General features: G+C 49.4%; 22 protein-coding genes. 18 read left to right on the top strand and 4 right to left on the bottom strand.

Annotated elements, in window-relative coordinates; genetic code table 11:
• Window positions 1-97: 97 nt before the first annotated feature.
• Together M988_RS01270 and M988_RS01275 are read right to left on the bottom strand one after the other, a co-directional pair.
• The gene (locus tag M988_RS01270) at window positions 98-334 is read right to left on the bottom strand and encodes a YheU family protein (RefSeq protein WP_004090917.1); all 237 of its coding nucleotides are present in this window, start codon (window positions 332-334) and stop codon (window positions 98-100) included.
• Window positions 331-1311: a hydrolase gene (locus M988_RS01275; protein WP_039189381.1), complete on the bottom strand. Its 981-nt coding sequence runs from the start codon at window positions 1309-1311 to the stop codon at window positions 331-333. Before M988_RS01275 ends, M988_RS01270 begins: the two co-directional genes overlap by 4 nt.
• A gap of 101 nt (window positions 1312-1412) precedes the next feature.
• On the opposite strand from M988_RS01275, the gene M988_RS01280 reads away from it, so the two are divergent.
• The 5 genes from M988_RS01280 (at window position 1413) to tauD (ending at window position 5714) form a co-directional block, all read left to right on the top strand.
• On the top strand, window positions 1413-2018 hold the full coding sequence (locus tag M988_RS01280) for a LysE family translocator (protein ID WP_064572545.1): 606 nt from the start codon (window positions 1413-1415) through the stop codon (window positions 2016-2018).
• Between the two features lie 214 nt (window positions 2019-2232).
• A complete protein-coding gene (tauA, locus tag M988_RS01285) occupies window positions 2233-3231 on the top strand; it encodes a taurine ABC transporter substrate-binding protein (RefSeq protein ID WP_064572553.1) in 999 nt (332 codons plus the stop codon).
• 10 nt (window positions 3232-3241) lie between these two features.
• A complete protein-coding gene (gene tauB / locus M988_RS01290) occupies window positions 3242-4024 on the top strand; it encodes a taurine ABC transporter ATP-binding subunit (protein ID WP_064572547.1) in 783 nt (260 codons plus the stop codon).
• Window positions 4021-4869, top strand: a complete 849-nt coding sequence (gene tauC, locus M988_RS01295) for a taurine ABC transporter permease TauC (protein WP_039189336.1) — start codon at window positions 4021-4023, stop codon at window positions 4867-4869. The genes tauB and tauC overlap by 4 nt, the downstream gene beginning before the upstream one ends.
• Window positions 4866-5714 carry a taurine dioxygenase gene (gene tauD / locus M988_RS01300; RefSeq protein WP_064572549.1) on the top strand — a complete coding sequence of 283 codons (849 nt, stop codon included), beginning with the start codon at window positions 4866-4868 and terminating at the stop codon, window positions 5712-5714. The genes tauC and tauD overlap by 4 nt, the downstream gene beginning before the upstream one ends.
• A 78-nt stretch (window positions 5715-5792) precedes the next feature.
• Here the strand turns inward: tauD and M988_RS01305 are convergent, their stop codons facing one another.
• Entirely contained in the window at window positions 5793-7721 is a 1929-nt protein-coding gene (locus M988_RS01305) for an ABC transporter ATP-binding protein (RefSeq protein ID WP_064572550.1), read from the bottom strand.
• A gap of 151 nt (window positions 7722-7872) precedes the next feature.
• Here M988_RS01305 and kefG point away from each other — a divergent pair, with 151 nt between their 5' ends.
• The 4 genes from kefG (at window position 7873) to slyD (ending at window position 11163) form a co-directional block, all read left to right on the top strand.
• Entirely contained in the window at window positions 7873-8427 is a 555-nt protein-coding gene (gene kefG, locus M988_RS01310; RefSeq protein ID WP_008815473.1) for a glutathione-regulated potassium-efflux system ancillary protein KefG, read from the top strand.
• Window positions 8424-10238 carry a glutathione-regulated potassium-efflux system protein KefB gene (gene kefB, locus M988_RS01315; RefSeq protein ID WP_008815472.1) on the top strand — a complete coding sequence of 605 codons (1815 nt, stop codon included), beginning with the start codon at window positions 8424-8426 and terminating at the stop codon, window positions 10236-10238. The genes kefG and kefB overlap by 4 nt, the downstream gene beginning before the upstream one ends.
• A gap of 26 nt (window positions 10239-10264) precedes the next feature.
• A complete protein-coding gene (locus M988_RS01320; protein ID WP_004090904.1) occupies window positions 10265-10459 on the top strand; it encodes a YheV family putative zinc ribbon protein in 195 nt (64 codons plus the stop codon).
• 107 nt (window positions 10460-10566) lie between these two features.
• Window positions 10567-11163 carry a peptidylprolyl isomerase gene (gene slyD, locus M988_RS01325; RefSeq protein WP_004090902.1) on the top strand — a complete coding sequence of 199 codons (597 nt, stop codon included), beginning with the start codon at window positions 10567-10569 and terminating at the stop codon, window positions 11161-11163.
• 69 nt (window positions 11164-11232) lie between these two features.
• Here slyD and M988_RS01330 read toward each other — a convergent pair whose 3' ends face one another.
• The gene (locus tag M988_RS01330; protein WP_004090901.1) at window positions 11233-11466 is read right to left on the bottom strand and encodes a SlyX family protein; all 234 of its coding nucleotides are present in this window, start codon (window positions 11464-11466) and stop codon (window positions 11233-11235) included.
• Window positions 11467-11738: 272 nt separating this feature from the next.
• Between M988_RS01330 and fkpA the strand changes: the two genes are divergently transcribed.
• The 9 genes from fkpA to M988_RS01375 all read left to right on the top strand — a co-directional run.
• Window positions 11739-12557: an FKBP-type peptidyl-prolyl cis-trans isomerase gene (fkpA, locus tag M988_RS01335; RefSeq protein ID WP_008815471.1), complete on the top strand. Its 819-nt coding sequence runs from the start codon at window positions 11739-11741 to the stop codon at window positions 12555-12557.
• A 207-nt stretch (window positions 12558-12764) separates the two neighbouring features.
• Complete coding sequence (locus M988_RS01340) at window positions 12765-13487, top strand: helix-turn-helix transcriptional regulator (protein WP_008815470.1); 723 nt, start codon at window positions 12765-12767, stop codon at window positions 13485-13487.
• Entirely contained in the window at window positions 13487-13876 is a 390-nt protein-coding gene (gene tusD / locus M988_RS01345; RefSeq protein WP_008815469.1) for a sulfurtransferase complex subunit TusD, read from the top strand. Before M988_RS01340 ends, tusD begins: the two co-directional genes overlap by 1 nt.
• A gap of 9 nt (window positions 13877-13885) precedes the next feature.
• The gene (tusC, locus tag M988_RS01350; protein ID WP_008815468.1) at window positions 13886-14245 is read left to right on the top strand and encodes a sulfurtransferase complex subunit TusC; all 360 of its coding nucleotides are present in this window, start codon (window positions 13886-13888) and stop codon (window positions 14243-14245) included.
• Window positions 14246-14263: 18 nt separating this feature from the next.
• Window positions 14264-14551 carry a sulfurtransferase complex subunit TusB gene (tusB, locus tag M988_RS01355; protein ID WP_004090893.1) on the top strand — a complete coding sequence of 96 codons (288 nt, stop codon included), beginning with the start codon at window positions 14264-14266 and terminating at the stop codon, window positions 14549-14551.
• 142 nt (window positions 14552-14693) lie between these two features.
• Window positions 14694-15068 (top strand): 30S ribosomal protein S12, encoded by a 375-nt coding sequence (gene rpsL / locus M988_RS01360; RefSeq protein ID WP_002212323.1) that lies wholly within the window; start codon window positions 14694-14696, stop codon window positions 15066-15068.
• Between the two features lie 96 nt (window positions 15069-15164).
• The gene (gene rpsG, locus M988_RS01365) at window positions 15165-15635 is read left to right on the top strand and encodes a 30S ribosomal protein S7 (protein ID WP_004090892.1); all 471 of its coding nucleotides are present in this window, start codon (window positions 15165-15167) and stop codon (window positions 15633-15635) included.
• A gap of 93 nt (window positions 15636-15728) precedes the next feature.
• Complete coding sequence (gene fusA, locus M988_RS01370) at window positions 15729-17843, top strand: elongation factor G (protein WP_008815466.1); 2115 nt, start codon at window positions 15729-15731, stop codon at window positions 17841-17843.
• Between the two features lie 70 nt (window positions 17844-17913).
• Window positions 17914-18275: GTP-binding protein (locus M988_RS01375; RefSeq protein WP_024623232.1), on the top strand; the 362-nt coding region annotated here is incomplete at its 3' end.

Genomic DNA, 18275 nt, shown 5'->3' on the forward strand with positions numbered 1-18275 from the left:
CCTTATTGCGTAAAGTGAGGTTTTTTGACCACAAATTAAGCATAACGTTTGGATGCCTATACTTATTATTGGTTTTACTAAGGCTTATAGCTGAAGCCTACTCATACTCTTCTGGGGTATCACGGAACTGCCCTTTCGGCATGATATTGACCGTTTCATGCAGCTCTGACCACACCAAAACAGCTTCGCCATTCTTTAGCTGGCGGCGGACATCTTCAACTTTTTGCGTCAGCGATTTCTCGTGGACACCGTAATCAGTGCCTTCTCGCAGCACAAAAGATTCGATCAGGCTATCCAACGTATCCGTTGCTAAATTCTCCCAAGGAATAATCACTGTGCTTTCTCCAAATGTGGGGCTAACCAAGCAGGGATACGTTGCTCGAGCCACATCTGAGGCTTTTTAAAACTGCCGCTGATGAAGCCAACGTGTCCACCAAATTCGGTAAGCTGATATTCAATATTAGACGGTAAATCTTCAGGCCGAGGGATCACTTCTGGTGTCATAAACGGATCGTCTTTGGCATGAATGATCAACAGCGGCACGGTTATTCTAGGGAGTAAAGGTAACGCACTACAGCGGCGATAATAGTCGGTTGCGTTATCAAAGCCGTGAATGCGAGAGGTGATGACGTCGTCAAAATCGCGAATGCGTTTCAGGTTTTTTAGCGCTTTTAGATCGAGTGGTAATGTATTTGGGTAACGCTCTAATTTGCGCTGAGCATTTTGCTTGAGTTGCCCAAGGAGATAGTTTTGGTAGACGCGTGAAAAGCCCTGTTCTAACCGATATGAGCAAGGCTCAAGCATCAGTGGGGCTGAAACAACCACGGCTGCATCCAGCGTGGCGTTGGCACCTTCCTGACCCAAATAATAGGCCAGCATATTGCCGCCGAGCGAAACGCCGACGGCTGCGGTCGGCACTGCTCCGTGAGTTTCGCGTAGCCAGTTGAGAAAGAATCGTGCATCTTCTGTTTCACCGGAATGATAGATACGGTTCATTTTGTTGGGCTCACCGCTGCACCCGCGAAAATGCATCACCACACCCAGCCAGCCCGCTTCTTTCCAAGCATGCAGCAGGCCGTGCGCATAAGGACTATAGAAACTGCCTTCCAAACCGTGAAATAGGACCACGCGCGGCTTATGTTGAGCCTGCTCCGGTGGTTCGCTCCAGGCCAGATCGATAAAATCTCCGTCGGGCAAGGCTAAGCGTTGCCAATGAGGCTGTAATAACACCTTGCGGCGAAATAATCTGGGCAAAATAGTTTGCAGGTGCGGATTGCTGATCCCGCGCATGGGTGAGAATTGATTATTCATAAGGTGATTAATTTTCATGTCATCTTTCTTGTGCGATCAATATCACACTGATAGCTTCAAGGTCACGACAAACATCATTAAGGGTGAGGAGTTTTCAGTAGATGGAGCTTGGATTATTTCTTTCGATGCTGGGGTTTTTATGGGTGGCGGCGATTACCCCAGGCCCAAACAATATGTTATTGACGTCATCTGGCGCCAATTTCGGTTTTATGCGATCGATTCCGCTGATGCTGGGCATTATGCTGGGGATGCAGTCGTTGCTGTTGTTGGTGGCTTTTGGCGTGGGGAGCCTGCTGCTGGTCTATCCCGCGCTGCATACCACGCTAAAAATACTGGGTAGTGCCTATCTTCTGTATATCGCATGGAAGATCGCGAGCTCAAGCTATGAAAAACTCGATCCTAATGCCGTGAAAGTTAAAAAGCCGGTTAACTGGTATCAAGGTTGGCTACTCCAGTTTTTAAATCCCAAAGCGTGGCTGATGGGATTGGGAGCCGTGGCGAGTTTCAGCTTGGCTGGCTCGGGCTATAACCATTCTATTATTGCTATCAGCATTGCGATGTTCATGGTGAATTTGGTCTCCGGCATTATCTGGCTTGGTTTCGGCACCGTGATTGGCTGTTTGCTCAATAGCCGTCGTGCTTGGTTTACCTTTAATATCTCAATGGGCCTGCTGACGGCGGCCTGTGTGTTATTAATCTGGCATTAAATTTGGCGTCTCCGGTGATGCCGGAGGCTCGTCCATTTCCGTCTTATTCCCTCCCTAAGCCTTCACGTTAGCCCGCAGAACGAGAAAACTCAATTATCGCTATTTGGAATAAAGAATACTTTTTTATTCCTTCTTTACTAAATCAGGCTCGGCTACAACTGTGTTTAGCGCGGGGCATATTGCTCCAGATACAGAAAAATGAGCGGAGCATATGATGATGAGTAAAACCTTTTCCTTACGCGGCGTTGCGGCGTTTCTTTCGCTGACGTTGGCAGCAACGAGTGCCTACGCGTTGGATGTCACCGTGGCCTATCAGACGTCGGCTGAGCCCGCGAAAGTTGCACAGGCAGATAACACGTTTGCTAAAGCCTCTGGAGCCAATGTGGATTGGCGCAAGTTTGATAGCGGTTCCAGCGTGGTAAAAGCGTTAGCCTCCGGTGATGTGCAGATTGGCAATATTGGTTCCAGCCCGCTGGCGGCTGCCGTTAGCCAAGGACTGCCAATAGAAGTTTTCCTGCTAGCCTCGCAGCTAGGAAACTCGGAAGCGCTGGTGGTGAAAAAAGAGATTAAGTCTCCAAAGGATCTCATAGGCAAACGCATTGCCGTACCGTTTGTTTCTACCACTCACTACAGCTTGTTGGCCGCACTGAAACACTGGGGGATTAAGCCCGATCAACTCACCATTCTGAATCTTCAGCCACCGGCGATAGCCGCAGCGTGGCAGCGTGGTGATATCGATGGCGCATACGTTTGGGCACCTGCGGTTAACGAGCTAGCGAAAACGGGCAGCGTATTAACGGATTCTGAGCAGGTAGGTCAATGGGGCGCGCCAACGCTGGACGTTTGGGTTGTACGTAAGGATTTCGCTCAGCAACATCCTGATGTCGTAACGGCATTTGCTCGCACGACGCTGGCCGCACAGAAAGCTTATTTGGCAGAGCCAGACCACTGGCTTAAAGAGAGTCAAAACATCGATAAGCTCGCCAAACTGAGCGGCGTACCGCAGGAACAAGTGCCAGGGCTGGTTAAGGGAAATCGCTATCTGCCTGTTGCAGAGCAGGTGAGTGAACTGGGGCAACCGGTTGATAAAGCCATCTATGACACCGCCGTATTCTTACAGCAGCAGGGCAAAATTCCTCAGGTGGCTAAAGACTATCGTCGTTTTGTTAATAATCAGTTTGTGAAGCAGCTACAGGCTGAACCTCAGTCATAAGGAGCATTTCATGCTGTCAGTGAATCATCTCAGTGCGTCCTATGACGGAAAAAAGGTTCTCGATGATATCTCATTACAGATTGCGAGCGGACAATTGGTGGTGGTTCTCGGACCCTCCGGATGTGGAAAAACGACCCTACTGAATTTGGTGGCGGGGTTTAGTCTGCCGGATTCCGGTTCCATTAGTCTGTCTGGACGTAATGTCTCTGGACCTAGCGCGGAACGCGGCGTGGTATTCCAGAATGAAGGGCTATTGCCGTGGCGAAATGTGTTAGCCAACGTCGCGTTTGGTTTACAGCTACAGGGCGTGGCGCGCGAGGAGCGCACGTCGATTGCTTTACGCATGCTGCGATGGGTGGGGTTGGAAGGCTACGAACGTCACTTTATCTGGCAGCTTTCAGGCGGGATGCGTCAGCGTGTCGGCATTGCGCGCGCGTTGGCAGCAGATCCACAGCTATTGTTGCTGGATGAACCTTTTGGTGCGCTGGATGCTTTTACCCGTGAACAGATGCAGGAGTTATTGCTAGGTGTGTGGCGCAAGACGGGTAAACAGATTTTACTGATTACGCATGATATCGAAGAAGCGGTTTTTTTAGCCTCTGAGCTGATCCTGTTATCGCCGGGACCCGGACGGATCGTCGAACGTTTGGCGCTGAATTTTGGCCAGCGTTATGCGGATGGAGAACCGTGCCGAGCCATTAAATCCGATCCTGCATTTATTGAACGTCGTGAATATGTGTTGTCGCGTGTTTTTGAACAGCGAACTCCACACGTTCAGGAGGCATGGCTATGAGTATTCACTCGACGCTAAAAAACGATACGCGAGAGGTAGTCGGTAACTCAGCAGTGTCTCGAGGGAGAAAAGTTAGAGTTCCCTCTAACGTTGTTGTTAGCGCATTCACGCTGCTGGTGATTTTGGCCGTGTGGTGGGCAGTTACGGCGCTGCACCTCATCAGTCCACTTTTTTTACCCGCGCCGCAACAGGTTTTGAAACAGTGGGTCAGCATCAGTACCCAAGGTTTTATGGACGCGACGCTAGGCCAGCATCTGGCCGCAAGTCTAAGCCGTATTCTGATAGCGCTGCTGGCGGCGGTGGTGATTGGCGTACCGGTCGGCATTGCCATGGGATTGAATCCCACGGTACGCGGAATTCTTGATCCCATTATTGAAATTTATCGTCCAGTGCCACCGTTAGCTTATCTTCCACTGATGATTATCTGGTTTGGTATTGGTGAAACGTCCAAAATTCTGCTCATTTATCTGGCCATTTTTGCCCCAGTAACTCTCGCGGCTGCTGCTGGAGTACGCAGTGTGGAGCAGGTGAGAGTGCGCGCTGCTCAGGCGCTTGGGGCGAGCCGTTGGCAGGTATTGTGGTACGTGGTGCTACCAAACGCCTTGCCTGAAATTTTAACCGGTTTACGTATTGGCCTTGGCGTTGGTTGGTCGACGCTGGTTGCCGCTGAGCTGATTGCGGCTACGCGTGGTTTAGGATTTATGATTCAGTCCGCAGGTGAATTTTTAGCGACTGATGTGGTTATCGCTGGCATTAGCGTCATCGCGTTTATTGCCTTTGCATTGGAACTGGGCTTGCGAGCTTTGCAGCGCCGCTTAACCCCGTGGCATGGAGTAAAAAAATGAACGAACGTTTAACTATTCAGCCGCTGAGTCCTGCCATTGGTGCCGTGGTGAGTAATCTTAATCTCTCTCGTCCACTGAGCGACGCCCAGTTTGAACAGCTGTATCACGCGTTGTTGAAACATCAGGTGCTGTTTGCGCGTGAACAGGTCATAACGCCGTTGCAGCAACGCGAGTTGGCATCACGGTTTGGTGATCTGCATATTCATCCTGTTTATCCGCATGCGGCGGGCGTGGAGGAGATCATTGAGCTGGATACTCACAATGACAATCCGCCAGATAATGATAACTGGCATACCGACGTTACCTTCATTGAGAATCCGCCTTTGGGCGCAATTCTGGCCGCCAAGCGTTTACCTGAAGTGGGAGGCGATACACTGTGGTCGAGTGGTATTGCGGCCTATGAAGCACTTTCACCGCAATTGAAAGTGCTATTGAGCGGGCTACAGGCTGAGCACGATTTTGAAAAGTCGTTTCCTGAGCATAAACATTTGCGTTCAGAAGAAGAGCATCAGCGTTGGCTGCAGGCCAAACGCCAGCATCCGCCGTTGTTGCATCCGGTGGTGCGAACTCATCCCGTTAGCGGGCGTCAGGCGTTATTCGTGAATGAAGGTTTTACCACGAGACTGATTGGGATACCCCAGCAAGAAGGCGAAGCCTTATTGCAGTTCTTGTTCCGCCATACGACCAAGCCAGAGTTTCAGGTTCGTTGGCGCTGGCAGCAAGACGATATTGCGATTTGGGATAACCGTGTGACCCAGCACTATGCTAACGCTGACTATTTGCCTCAGCGTCGCATTATGCATCGCGCAACGATTCTCGGAGATAAGCCGTTTTATCGAGGCTAGAGGGATGGCTTATTGAGTAGACCCGCGCTCAGCGTTGAAGTGAGCGCGGGGGGAGAAAAAACCTCTTGGCAGCGAGGTTTAGTCGTTTTCTGCTTCGAAGGCCAGCGTCATGGCTTCCAATTTTTCCTGACCATCTAACCATTCCATTTCGGCTTCTTCTAGCGCGGCTTTGGTTTGGTTTTGTTGCTGTAAGCACTCTGTGAGCTCTGCTTTGCGGCTGATGTCATACAGATCACTGTCAGACAGTTTTTCTTCCAGCGTCGCGAGCTGTGCACTCAGTTTTTCCATCTGCTGTTCCATCTTCATGATGTGCTTGCGGATGGGCTGGGTTTGAGTACGGAACTCGGCGGCGCGACGCTTTTGATCTTTACGCGCTTGAGCACTATTACCGCTGGTTTCACCTTCAGTCTTGTTCGAATCTTGCTGTGCCTGTTGGCGTTGAAGATCGATCATCCACTGCTGGTAATCTTCTAGATCGCCAGCAAACGGTTCGACCTGACCATCGTGAACCAGATACAGATCGTCGGTAGTCGAACGCAATAAGTGACGGTCATGGGAGACGACAACCAGTGCACCTTCGAAATCAATCAGTGCTTCGGTCAGTGCCTGACGCATGTCCAAATCGAGGTGGTTGGTGGGTTCGTCGAGTAGAAGTAGGTTAGGACGTTGCCAAACAACCAGTGCGAGTACTAAACGAGCTTTCTCGCCCCCAGAGAAGCGAGCCGTATGCTCGATCACTTTATCGCCACGGAAGCCGAATCCTCCGAGATAGTCACGTAATTGCTGTTCAGTTTCACGTGGGGCGATGCGAGTGAGATGCTGTAGCGGCGACTCGTCAGCACGTAAATATTCCAATTGATGCTGTGCGAAGTAGCCCAGCTTCACACCTTTGGCTAGGCCGATTTCTCCCTTCTGTGGCGCAAGCTCTCCTGCCAACAACTTAATGAGCGTAGATTTACCTGCGCCGTTGCGGCCCAACAGGCCAATGCGTGAGCCGGGAACCAAATTCAATTTGATCGAATCAAGAATGGTTTTGTCGCCATATCCAGCACTGACTTTTTCCATTCGCAGCAACGGATTTGGCAAACTTTCTGGTTCACGGAAGCTGAAGTGGAATGGGTTGTCGACGTGTGCAGGAGCAATTAACTCCATGCGCTCCAGCATTTTAACGCGGCTCTGTGCCTGTTTCGCCTTCGAGGCTTTGGCTTTAAAGCGATCGATATAGCTTTGCAGATGTGCAACGCGCTGTTGTTGGCTTTCATACATTGACTGTTGCTGTGACAGCTTGGTCGCACGCTGCTGCTCAAACGATGAGTAGTTGCCGGTGTATTCAAACAGCTGCTCTTGTTCAATGTGTAGAATTTTATCCACGATAGGATCGAGGAAATCGCGGTCATGCGATATCAGAATCAAGGTGCCGGTGTAGCTTTTTAACCAACGCTCTAACCAGATAACCGCATCTAAATCAAGGTGGTTGGTTGGTTCGTCGAGCAAAAGCAGGTCTGAGCGGCAAATTAGTGCCTGAGCGAGGTTGAGGCGCATACGCCAACCACCGGAGAATGATTTTACCGGTTCTTCAAGCTGGCTTTGGCTAAAACCTAAACCATGTAACAGGCTGGATGCGCGTGAGCGAATGGTCCATGCCTGAATCGCATCAAGCTTACCGTGAATGAGCGCAATGGCATTGCCGTCGTTACGTTCATTGGCATCATTAAGTTCGGCCTCGAGCTGGCGAAACTCACGATCGCCGTCGAGGACATACTCTAAGGCCGGAATATCTAAGGCCGGAGTTTCCTGGTTTACCCACGCTAACGCCCAGTTACCAGGGAAATTGAAGCTGCCAGCGTCGGCAGTCATTTCACCTTTTAACAGCGACAGCAGCGTTGATTTCCCACAGCCATTTTTACCCACCAGACCAACCTTTTGGCCGGGGTTAACCGTAGCACTGGCATTGTCCAGCAGAACGCGCGTACCGCGTCGAATTTGTAGCGATGAGAAAACAATCATAAAGCGCCGTCTATTGATAATGTGTTAAATTGTCGTTGTTTTAGCGTGAACAATAATGAGTATTCAGAACACGCACACTATTAATTTTAATCTTAGCGCTGCATGGTAGCTGAAATGCACACCGATGACGACGCTTTGGGGAGGGGAATAGATGTCGCAGCCACCGAAAGTATTGCTGCTGTATGCCCATCCGGAATCACAAGACTCGGTTGCGAATCGAGTTCTACTGCAGCCGGCACAACAATTGGAACATGTCACTGTGCACGATCTCTACGCGCACTATCCTGATTTTTTTATTGATATTCACCATGAGCAGAAGCTGCTGCGTGAGCATCAGGTCATTGTTTTTCAACATCCTTTATATACCTATAGCTGTCCGGCTTTACTCAAAGAGTGGCTCGATCGCGTGCTGACGCGTGGTTTTGCCAGTGGTGTAGGGGGAAACGCTCTGCGTGGAAAGTATTGGCGTAGCGTGGTGACTACCGGCGAACCTGAAGGGGCATACCAAATGGGCGGCTATAACCGGTACACCATGGATGAAGTTTTACGTCCTTTCGAGCTCACTGCGGGGATGTGTCATATGCATTGGATGTCCCCAATGGTGGTGTATTGGGCGCGTCGGTTAAAACCGGATGTATTACAGAGTCATGCCAAAGCTTATGGGCAATGGCTGGAGTCACCATTAGCTGGAGGCGGTAGCTTATGACTGAAGAGGGCTCACTCTTACCAGCAATACTGCTGTTTTTGTTTGCAGCAGTGGTAGCAGTGCCGATTGCTCGGCGGATTGGTATTGGCACGGTACTTGGCTTTTTGATTGCAGGAATTGCGATTGGGCCTTGGGGGCTAGGCTTTATTCGAGATGTGGATGAGATCCTGCATTTTTCGGAGCTTGGCGTTGTATTCCTATTGTTTATTATTGGGTTGGAACTGAATCCGAGCAAACTTTGGTCGTTGAGACGCTCCATTTTTGGTGTCGGAGCTGGGCAGGTATTGCTCACCGCTGCCATTTTGGGGGGATTACTGTTACTGACCGATTTTTCTTGGCAGGCTGCCGTGATCGGTGGGATTGGGTTAGCCATGTCTTCAACGGCGATGGCCTTGCAGATGATGCGAGAAAAGGGCATGAACCGCAATGAGGGCGGGCAGCTCGGTTTCTCGGTTCTGTTGTTTCAGGATATGGCCGTAATCCCTGCATTAGCGCTAATTCCTGTGCTGGTGGGCTCTAGTAACAAAGATACTGACTGGGCGTTTATCGCGATGAAGGTTGGTGCGTTGTTAGGAATGTTGATCGGCGGCCGCTATTTGCTGCGCCCGATCTTCCGCTACATCGCTGCGACCGGTGTCCGTGAGATATTTACCGCTGCGGCGCTTTTGGTGGTGCTGGGCTCTGCCATGTTTATGGATGCGCTAGGAGTGTCTATGGCGATGGGCACGTTCATTGCGGGCGTTCTGCTGGCAGAAAGCGAATTTCAGCACGAACTGGAGATCGCCATTGAACCATTTAAGGGACTGTTGCTGGGGTTATTTTTTATCTCCGTAGGCATGGCGTTAAATCTGGGCGTTTTATATACCCATTTGCCAGAAGTCTTGATGGGTGTGGCTATCTTAGTTGTGGTGAAAGGGGGCGTATTATATCTACTGGCACGTATTGCGGGGATTCGTCGTTCTGTGCGTATGCAGTTTGCCGCGGTGCTTAGCCAAGGCGGTGAATTTGCATTTGTGTTGTTTTCCGCCGCCAGTACCCAAAAACTGCTGCAGGGTGATCAGATGGCGCTGCTGCTGGTGATCGTCACGTTGTCTATGGTGACGACGCCTTTGCTGATGCAGTTGGTCGATAGGATACTGGAAAAACGCTACAACCCTTCGGATGAAAGTGAAGAAACGCCTTTTGTGGAAGATGACGATCCTCAGGTCATTATCGTTGGGTTTGGGCGTTTTGGTCAGGTGATTGGGCGTTTACTGATGGCAAACAAAATGCGCATTACGGTTCTGGAACGTGACGTGAGCGCGGTCAGTGTGATGCGCCGCTACGGATATAAGGTTTATTACGGCGATGCGACCGAACTTGAGTTATTGCGTGCGGCTGGTGCAGAAAAGGCCGAAGCTATCGTTATCACCTGTAATGAACCCGAGGATACGTTGGCGGTGGTTCATTTGTGCCAACAACATTTTCCACATTTAAAAATTCTGGCGCGTGCGCGTGGTCGTGTTGAAGCGCATGAGTTGCTGATGGCAGGGGTGAGTCAATTTAGCCGTGAGACATTTTCTAGTGCATTAGAATTAGGACGTAAGGCATTGATGGAATTAGGTATGCATCCACATCAAGCACATCGGGCTCAGCAGCATTTTCGGCGTCTAGATATGCGGATGCTGCGTGAACTCATGCCTCATCATCAGGGGGATGTTACCCAAATTTCACGCGTGAAAGAGGCCAGACGCGAGCTAGAGGATATTTTTCAGCGCGAGATGCAGCATGAGCGTCGGCAGATGAATGATTGGGATGAGGAAGAGCTGTGATGATATCGAATCAATAAGGTAACAAAATGAAAAAGAGATTTATTGCAGGGGCAACATGTCCAGCCTGTAAAGCGCAAGATACGCTGGTGGTCTGGCGTGAGAATAATATTGAACATGCAGAATGCGTTAAGTGTGGCCACCAATTGAGCCAACCAGAGGCGGATGTGAGCGAGCATGTGCAGCACAATAATCAAATGATCGGTATTTTTAAGCCAGAATAAGCGGCAAGGGTGGCGTTTCCTGTAGGGATTTTTTATCCTTGTGGGTACAGTGGCGCAAAATTCCGCTACAATCTGCGCCAATTTAGTTTCCAACGCTAGGAGATATCATGAAAGTAGCAAAAGACTTGGTGGTCAGCTTGGCCTATCAGGTACGTACAGAAGACGGTGTTTTAGTTGATGAGTCTCCGGTGAGTGCACCGTTGGATTATCTGCACGGCCATGGCTCCCTGATCTCGGGTCTGGAAGCCGCTCTGGAAGGTCACGCTGAAGGCGATAGCTTTGATGTTCACGTTGGCGCAAATGACGCTTACGGTAACTACGATGAAAACTTGGTGCAGCGCGTACCAAAAGACGTTTTCATGGGTGTTGACGAACTGCAGGTTGGCATGCGTTTCTTGGCTGAAACCGATCAGGGTCCAGTACCAGTAGAAATTACCGAAGTTGATGACGACCACGTTGTTGTTGATGGTAACCACATGCTGGCTGGCCAGAACTTGAACTTCCACGTTGAAGTTATTGCTATCCGTGAAGCCACAGCTGAAGAGCTGGAGCACGGCCACGTACACGGCGAGCACGATCACCACCACGAGCACGGTGAAGGCTGCTGCGGTGGTCATGGCCACGATCACGGTCACGACCATGGCGAAGAAGGCGGTTGCTGCGGTGGTAATGGCAAAGGCAACGGCGGTTGCGGCTGCCATTAATTCTGTCGATTAGATGCAGAATGGAAAAAAGCGGCCAAGGCCGCTTTTTTTGTCGTGAAAATTCGCCGGTTAGTAATGAGGTGGAGGCGTTTCTTCTGATGGATGAGCCATCATTGATGGCTGTGCTGCTTTGAGCTTATCTACCAATAAGTGCATCTGCTCGCGATATTTGTTCATTTCTAACTGTAGGGCGATAACCGTCTGGTTCAGCTCTTCGATGGTCATTTCCTGAAAAGCCAGTCGGCTTTCGAGCATTTCAAATCTGGATTCAAGCTCTTCGCGATCCAAAGCCGATGGTTGCATAATATTTCCTCTTATAACGGTGTAGTTTCCGTTCACAATTTCATAGGTGAAATTTCACCTCATTCTCGTTATTTTACTCATAACGCAGATGAATTGCGCGTTATGCTTGTTGATTGGGAAATAGAATGAAACTTTTTGCAGGCAACGTAGTCTGAATTTATCAGACTGGCGCGCTTAGTGATTGTTTTATGAGTCGACAGACCGCTATAGTAACCCACTACATTTAGCTCATCGTTATTTAAGGTCACTTGCCTTAAAGTTTGGAGAAATGGATGAAATCTTTTTTTAAAGTTACCGTGCTGGCAACAACAATGGCTCTGGCCCTGAACGCATCGGCTTTCGCTGCTGACGCTGCCAAAGCAACGGACGCTGCACCGACGGCGACCAACAGCAAATTCAAGAATGACGATCAGCAGGCTGCATACGCGTTAGGCGCTTCTCTGGGGCGTTATATGGAGAACTCCCTGAAAGAGCAAGAGAAACTGGGTATCAAACTGGATAAAGACCAGTTGATCGCCGGTGTTCAGGATGCGTTTGCTGGCAAGAGCAAGCTGACCGACCAAGAAATCGAAGGTACTCTGCAAGGCTTTGAGGCACGCGTAAAAGCGTCTGCACAAGCTAAGATGGAGCAGGATGCCAAAGCTAATGCAGATGCAGGTAAAAAATTCCGCGACGCATTTGCTAAAGAGAAAAACGTTAAAACCACGAAAACCGGTCTGATGTATCAGGTCGATAAAGAAGGTACAGGCGCTGAACCAAAAGACAGTGATACCGTTGTCGTTAACTACAAAGGTACTCTGACCGACGGCACTGAGTTTGATAACTCATATAGCCGTGGTGAGCCACTTTCTTTCCGTCTTGATGGCGTTATCCCTGGCTGGACCGAAGGCCTGAAACACATCAAGAAAGGCGGCAAGATCAAACTGGTTATCCCACCAGAATTGGCTTACGGCAAAACGGGTGTCCCTGGCATTCCTGCAAACTCTACCTTGGTATTCGACGTAGAACTGCTGGATGTTAAAGCTGCACCTAAAGCCGATGTAGACGCTGCGAAAGCGGCAGCAAAAGCAGAAGCGAAAGCTGGTAAGTAATTGCCTTGAATGATTGGAAAAAGCCGTGGATTATTCCACGGCTTTTTTGTTTTTTATCGCAGGATGATAAAAAAATCTTTTACCCCGCTGGCTACAAGGATTTAAATAGGGCAGTTTTGCTAAACTTTATTTTTTAAATAGCACGTTTTCTTGAATCTGCATCCATTGATGGGTGCGTAGCTAAATCCTCCGTGGGGGTTGTCTTCAATGTCCAATACGCTTATGCCTGGTGATACCAGCGAGCTAGATTTACTGGATGAGCGTCCGTTCAGCCAGACCGATCATGAAATTCTGAAATCATATGAGGCTGTTGTTGACGGTCTTGCGATGCTCATTGGTTCCCATTGTGAAATTGTTTTGCACTCGCTTGAGGATTTGAAATGTTCGGCGGTGCGAATTGCTAATGGTGAGCATACTGGGAGAAAAATTGGTTCACCGATTACCGACTTAGCGCTTCGCATGTTGCACGATATGGCAGGCGAAGATAGCAGTGTGTCAAAGGCGTACTTTACTCGCGCCAAAAGTGGTGTGTTAATGAAGTCGGTGACGATTGCTATTCGCAATAAAGAGCAGCGAGTGATCGGTTTACTGTGTATTAACATGAATCTGGATGTGCCTTTTTCTCAGATTATGGAAACCTTTATTCCAAAAGCTTCGCAGGACGTGGCGTCATCAGTTAACTTTGCTTCTTCTGTTGATGATCTGGTGGCACAAACGCTGGAGTTCACTATCGAAGAGGTTAACGCCGATCGTTCAGTGTCTAACAACGCCAAGAATCGTCAGATTGTGCTGAATCTGCATGAGAAAGGCATCTTTGATATCAAAGATGCCATTAATCAGGTTGCGGATCGTCTCAACATCTCTAAGCACACCGTGTATCTGTATATTCGCCAATTTAAAAGCGGTGATCTACAGGGTAGCGATCGCTAATGCTGAGCTTTTCTCTGTTTGTGACCGGCCCAGCCTACGGCACTCAAGCGGCCAGTAGTGCTTATCAATTTGCACAGGCGGTTATTGCCAGCGGACATCACTTAGTCAGCGTGTTCTTCTACCGTGAGGGCGTGAGTAACGCAAACCAACTAACCTCACCGGCAAGCGATGAGTTCGATTTGGTACGCGGATGGCAGAGTCTGGCGCAAGAACATGGCGTGGTGCTAAATGTTTGTGTCGCGGCGGCTTTGCGCCGCGGCGTGGTATCACATGATGAAGCGACTCAGCTTGGGTTACCAGCCTCTAATCTGCAGGATGGTTTCGTGTTAAGTGGTCTAGGCGCGTTGGCTGAAGCCGCGTTAACCTGCGATCGCATCATGCAGTTTTAAGGGGATGGGATGAAACGTTTAGCCTTTGTGTTTACTCAACCTCCGCATACGACAAGTTCAGGGCGAGAAGGATTAGATGCGCTGTTAGCGGCCTCTGCTTTTAGCGAAGATATTCAGGTGTTTTTTGTGGGCGATGGTGTATTCCAACTGTTGCCCGATCAAAAACCGGCTGAAATTCTTTGCCGTGACTATGTGGCAACCTTTGGTGTCATGTCTCTTTACGATATTGAAGAGGTCTTTATCTGTTCAGAATCTCTAGAAGAAAGAGGTTTGCTGGGGTTTGAGAGCTGGATTATTGACGTTCAGGTGCGAACTGCGGCACAAATTAGACAAAATCTTGAACAACGCGATGTTGTGCTAACCTTCTAGCCGTTGGAGAAGTTTTACATGTTACATACACTGGCAAAGTCTCCTACTGCAGCAGATTTGACAACTCTTTGCGCTATAGCTGGCAATAATGATGCGATCTTGTTGCTACAGGATGGTGTTCTGTGTGGGTTGGTAAATACCCACTCCCTTGAAAAGCTCATTTCCGCCTCCACATCCCTATATGCGCTGAAGGCCGATGTTATTGCTCGCGGTTTGAGTGCTCGAATTTCATCCAATATCGTGCTCCTAGACTATAATCAGTTCGTTGAGCTGAGTGTTAAACACCCACAACAGTTATCTTGGTGAAGACGCGATCTTGTATATTTCTTGACACCTATACTGGGCAGCCATAAAATTCTGCGTCCTCATATTTTGCCCATGGCTTTATGGGGAGATTTATCACACTTGTTTACGAAGCAAAAAACGAAGCAAATACCAGGAGCTATTAATGGCAACAATTAATCAGCTGGTACGCAAACCACGCTCCATGAAGGTTGCTAAAAGCAACGTTCCTGCGCTGGAAGCTTGCCCGCAGAAACGTGGCGTATGTACTCGCGTATATACCACCACTCCTAAAAAACCAAACTCCGCACTGCGTAAAGTTTGCCGTGTGCGTTTGACTAACGGTTTTGAAGTTACCTCCTACATCGGTGGTGAAGGTCATAACCTGCAGGAACACAGCGTGATCCTGATCCGTGGCGGTCGTGTAAAAGACTTGCCAGGTGTTCGTTACCACACCGTTCGTGGTGCGCTTGACTGCTCCGGCGTTAAAGACCGTAAGCAATCACGTTCCAAATACGGCGTGAAGAAGCCAAAGGCTTAATGGTTCTCCGTTAAGTAAGGCCAAACGTTTTAACTTTAATGTCAAACTCGAACTATAGAGTTTTGGACAACCCTGAATTAACAACGGAGTATTTCCATGCCACGTCGTCGCGTCATTGGTCAGCGTAAAATTCTGCCGGATCCTAAGTTCGGATCAGAACTGCTGGCTAAATTTGTAAACATCCTGATGGTAGATGGTAAAAAATCTACCGCAGAAGCAATCGTATATACCGCGCTGGAGACCCTGGCTCAGCGTTCTGGTAAAAGCGAACTGGAAGCTTTTGAAGTAGCCCTGGACAACGTCCGCCCAGCTGTCGAGGTTAAATCTCGTCGTGTTGGTGGTTCTACTTATCAGGTACCAGTAGAAGTCCGTCCGGTTCGTCGTAATGCTCTGGCAATGCGTTGGATCGTTGAAGCTGCTCGTAAACGCGGTGATAAATCCATGGCTCTTCGCCTGGCGAACGAACTTTCTGATGCTGCAGAGAACAAAGGTACTGCAGTTAAGAAACGTGAAGACGTTCACCGTATGGCTGAAGCCAACAAGGCGTTCGCTCACTATCGTTGGTAATACCTTCATAGTGTTAGTCACCAAGCGGGCGCTTCAAGCAAGCCGCCCGCTATGGGTAACTTAACTTGAACGTCCTAGGAATAGAGGAATCAAATGGCTCGTACAACACCCATTGCCCGTTACCGTAATATCGGTATCAGCGCACACATCGACGCCGGTAAGACAACTACTACCGAACGTATCCTTTTCTACACCGGTGTAAACCATAAAATCGGTGAAGTTCATGACGGCGCAGCCACCATGGACTGGATGGAACAGGAACAGGAACGTGGTATTACCATTACCTCTGCTGCGACCACTGCATTCTGGTCTGGCATGGCTAAGCAGTTTGAACCACACCGTGTAAACATCATCGACACCCCAGGGCACGTTGACTTCACTATCGAAGTAGAACGTTCCATGCGTGTTCTTGATGGTGCGGTAATGGTTTACTGCGCCGTTGGTGGTGTTCAGCCTCAGTCTGAAACCGTATGGCGTCAGGCGAACAAATATAAAGTTCCACGCATCGCGTTCGTTAACAAAATGGACCGTATGGGTGCTAACTTCCTGAAAGTTGTTGGTCAGATCAAAACCCGTCTGGGCGCGAACCCTGTTCCGCTTCAGTTGGCGATTGGTGCTGAAGAAGGTTTCACCGGTGTTGTTGACCTGGTGAAAATGAAAGCTATCAACTGGAACGATGCCGATCAGGGCGTTACCTTCGAATACGAAGATATCCCTGCTGATATGGCCGAACTGGCTGAAGAATGGCACCAGAACCTGATCGAATCAGCAGCAGAAGCTTCTGAAGAGCTGATGGAAAAATACCTGGGTGGTGAAGAACTGACTGAAGAAGAGATCAAGAAAGCTCTGCGTCAGCGTGTTCTGAACAACGAAATCATTCTGGTAACTTGTGGTTCTGCGTTCAAGAACAAAGGTGTTCAGGCGATGCTGGATGCGGTAATTGATTACCTGCCATCCCCAATCGACGTACCTGCGATCAACGGTATGCTGGACGACGGTAAAGATACCCCAGCTGAGCGTCATGCTAACGATGATGAGCCGTTTGCTGCTTTGGCATTCAAAATCGCAACCGACCCGTTTGTTGGTAACTTGACCTTCTTCCGCGTTTACTCCGGTGTGGTTAACTCCGGCGATACCGTACTGAACTCCGTGAAATCTGCACGTGAGCGTTTTGGTCGTATCGTTCAGATGCACGCTAACAAACGTGAAGAGATTAAAGAAGTTCGCGCAGGCGACATCGCTGCTGCTATCGGTCTGAAAGACGTAACTACTGGTGACACTCTGTGTGACCCTGATGCGCCAATCATTCTGGAGCGTATGGAATTCCCAGAACCGGTAATTTCCATCGCCGTAGAACCGAAAACCAAAGCTGACCAAGAAAAAATGGGTCTGGCTCTGGGCCGTCTGGCTAAAGAAGACCCGTCATTCCGCGTATGGACTGATGAAGAATCCAACCAGACCATCATTGCAGGTATGGGTGAGCTGCACCTCGACATCATCGTTGACCGTATGAAACGCGAATTCAACGTTGAAGCGAACGTCGGTAAACCTCAGGTTGCTTACCGTGAAGCGATTCGCGCGAAAGTTACCGATATCGAAGGTAAACACGCCAAGCAGTCTGGTGGTCGTGGTCAGTACGGTCATGTTGTTATCGACATGTACCCACTGGAGCCGGGCTCAAATCCGAAAGGTTACGAGTTCATCAACGACATCAAGGGTGGTGTAATTCCTGGTGAATACATCCCTGCCGTTGATAAAGGTATTCAGGAACAGCTGAAATCTGGTCCACTGGCTGGCTATCCGGTAGTTGATCTGGGCGTGCGTCTGCACTTCGGTTCTTACCATGACGTTGACTCCTCTGAGCTGGCGTTTAAATTGGCCGCTTCTATCGCCTTCAAAGATGGCTTTAAGAAAGCGAAACCAGTTCTGCTTGAACCAATCATGAAGGTTGAAGTAGAAACTCCAGAAGAGAACACTGGTGACGTCATCGGTGACCTGAGCCGCCGTCGTGGTATGCTGCGTGGTCAAGAATCTAACGTTACTGGCGTTGTGATTCATGCTGAGGTTCCGTTGTCAGAAATGTTCGGATACGCAACTCAACTGCGTTCTCTGACCAAAGGCCGTGCATCTTACTCCATGGAATTCCTGAAGTACGATGATGCGCCGAGCAACGTTGCTCAAGCCGTTATTGAAGCTCGTGGCAAATAAGCTACTGGTTTAAAACATTGATCCCGTGCTCTCTCTATGAAGGGAGAGCACAAGAGTAAGGAATAAAGCCGTGTCTAAAGAAAAATTTGAACGTACAAAACCGCACGTTAACGTTGGTACTATCGGCCACGTTGACCACGGTAAAACTACCCTGACTGCTGCAATCACCACCGTTCTGGCTAAAACCTACGGCGGTTCTGCACGTGCATTCGACCAGATCGATAACGCGCCAGAAGAAAAAGCTCGTGGTATCACCATCAACACTTCTCACGTTGAGTATGACACCCCGACTCGCCACTACGCGCACGTTGACTGCCCAGGGCACGCCGACTACGTTAAAAACATGATCACCGGTGCTGCTCAGATGGACGGCGCTATCCTGGTTGTTGCTGCGACTGACGGCCCTATGCCTCAGACTCGTGAGCACATCCT

This window comes from Hafnia paralvei ATCC 29927, assembly GCF_001655005.1.
GTDB lineage: Bacteria > Pseudomonadota > Gammaproteobacteria > Enterobacterales > Enterobacteriaceae > Hafnia > Hafnia paralvei.

Coding starts and splice junctions, on each gene's coding strand:
- rpsL (WP_002212323.1), top strand. CDS start 14,694: ATGGCAACAATTAATCAGCTGGTACGCAAACCACGCTCCATGAAGGTT.
- tusC (WP_008815468.1), top strand. CDS start 13,886: ATGAAACGTTTAGCCTTTGTGTTTACTCAACCTCCGCATACGACAAGT.
- M988_RS01305 (WP_064572550.1), bottom strand. CDS start 7,721: ATGATTGTTTTCTCATCGCTACAAATTCGACGCGGTACGCGCGTTCTG.
- tauA (WP_064572553.1), top strand. CDS start 2,233: ATGATGAGTAAAACCTTTTCCTTACGCGGCGTTGCGGCGTTTCTTTCG.
- kefG (WP_008815473.1), top strand. CDS start 7,873: ATGTCGCAGCCACCGAAAGTATTGCTGCTGTATGCCCATCCGGAATCA.
- M988_RS01320 (WP_004090904.1), top strand. CDS start 10,265: ATGAAAAAGAGATTTATTGCAGGGGCAACATGTCCAGCCTGTAAAGCG.
- tauB (WP_064572547.1), top strand. CDS start 3,242: ATGCTGTCAGTGAATCATCTCAGTGCGTCCTATGACGGAAAAAAGGTT.
- slyD (WP_004090902.1), top strand. CDS start 10,567: ATGAAAGTAGCAAAAGACTTGGTGGTCAGCTTGGCCTATCAGGTACGT.
- M988_RS01280 (WP_064572545.1), top strand. CDS start 1,413: ATGGAGCTTGGATTATTTCTTTCGATGCTGGGGTTTTTATGGGTGGCG.
- kefB (WP_008815472.1), top strand. CDS start 8,424: ATGACTGAAGAGGGCTCACTCTTACCAGCAATACTGCTGTTTTTGTTT.
- fusA (WP_008815466.1), top strand. CDS start 15,729: ATGGCTCGTACAACACCCATTGCCCGTTACCGTAATATCGGTATCAGC.
- rpsG (WP_004090892.1), top strand. CDS start 15,165: ATGCCACGTCGTCGCGTCATTGGTCAGCGTAAAATTCTGCCGGATCCT.
- tauD (WP_064572549.1), top strand. CDS start 4,866: ATGAACGAACGTTTAACTATTCAGCCGCTGAGTCCTGCCATTGGTGCC.
- tusD (WP_008815469.1), top strand. CDS start 13,487: ATGCTGAGCTTTTCTCTGTTTGTGACCGGCCCAGCCTACGGCACTCAA.
- M988_RS01275 (WP_039189381.1), bottom strand. CDS start 1,311: ATGAATAATCAATTCTCACCCATGCGCGGGATCAGCAATCCGCACCTG.
- tusB (WP_004090893.1), top strand. CDS start 14,264: ATGTTACATACACTGGCAAAGTCTCCTACTGCAGCAGATTTGACAACT.
- fkpA (WP_008815471.1), top strand. CDS start 11,739: ATGAAATCTTTTTTTAAAGTTACCGTGCTGGCAACAACAATGGCTCTG.
- tauC (WP_039189336.1), top strand. CDS start 4,021: ATGAGTATTCACTCGACGCTAAAAAACGATACGCGAGAGGTAGTCGGT.
- M988_RS01330 (WP_004090901.1), bottom strand. CDS start 11,466: ATGCAACCATCGGCTTTGGATCGCGAAGAGCTTGAATCCAGATTTGAA.
- M988_RS01340 (WP_008815470.1), top strand. CDS start 12,765: ATGTCCAATACGCTTATGCCTGGTGATACCAGCGAGCTAGATTTACTG.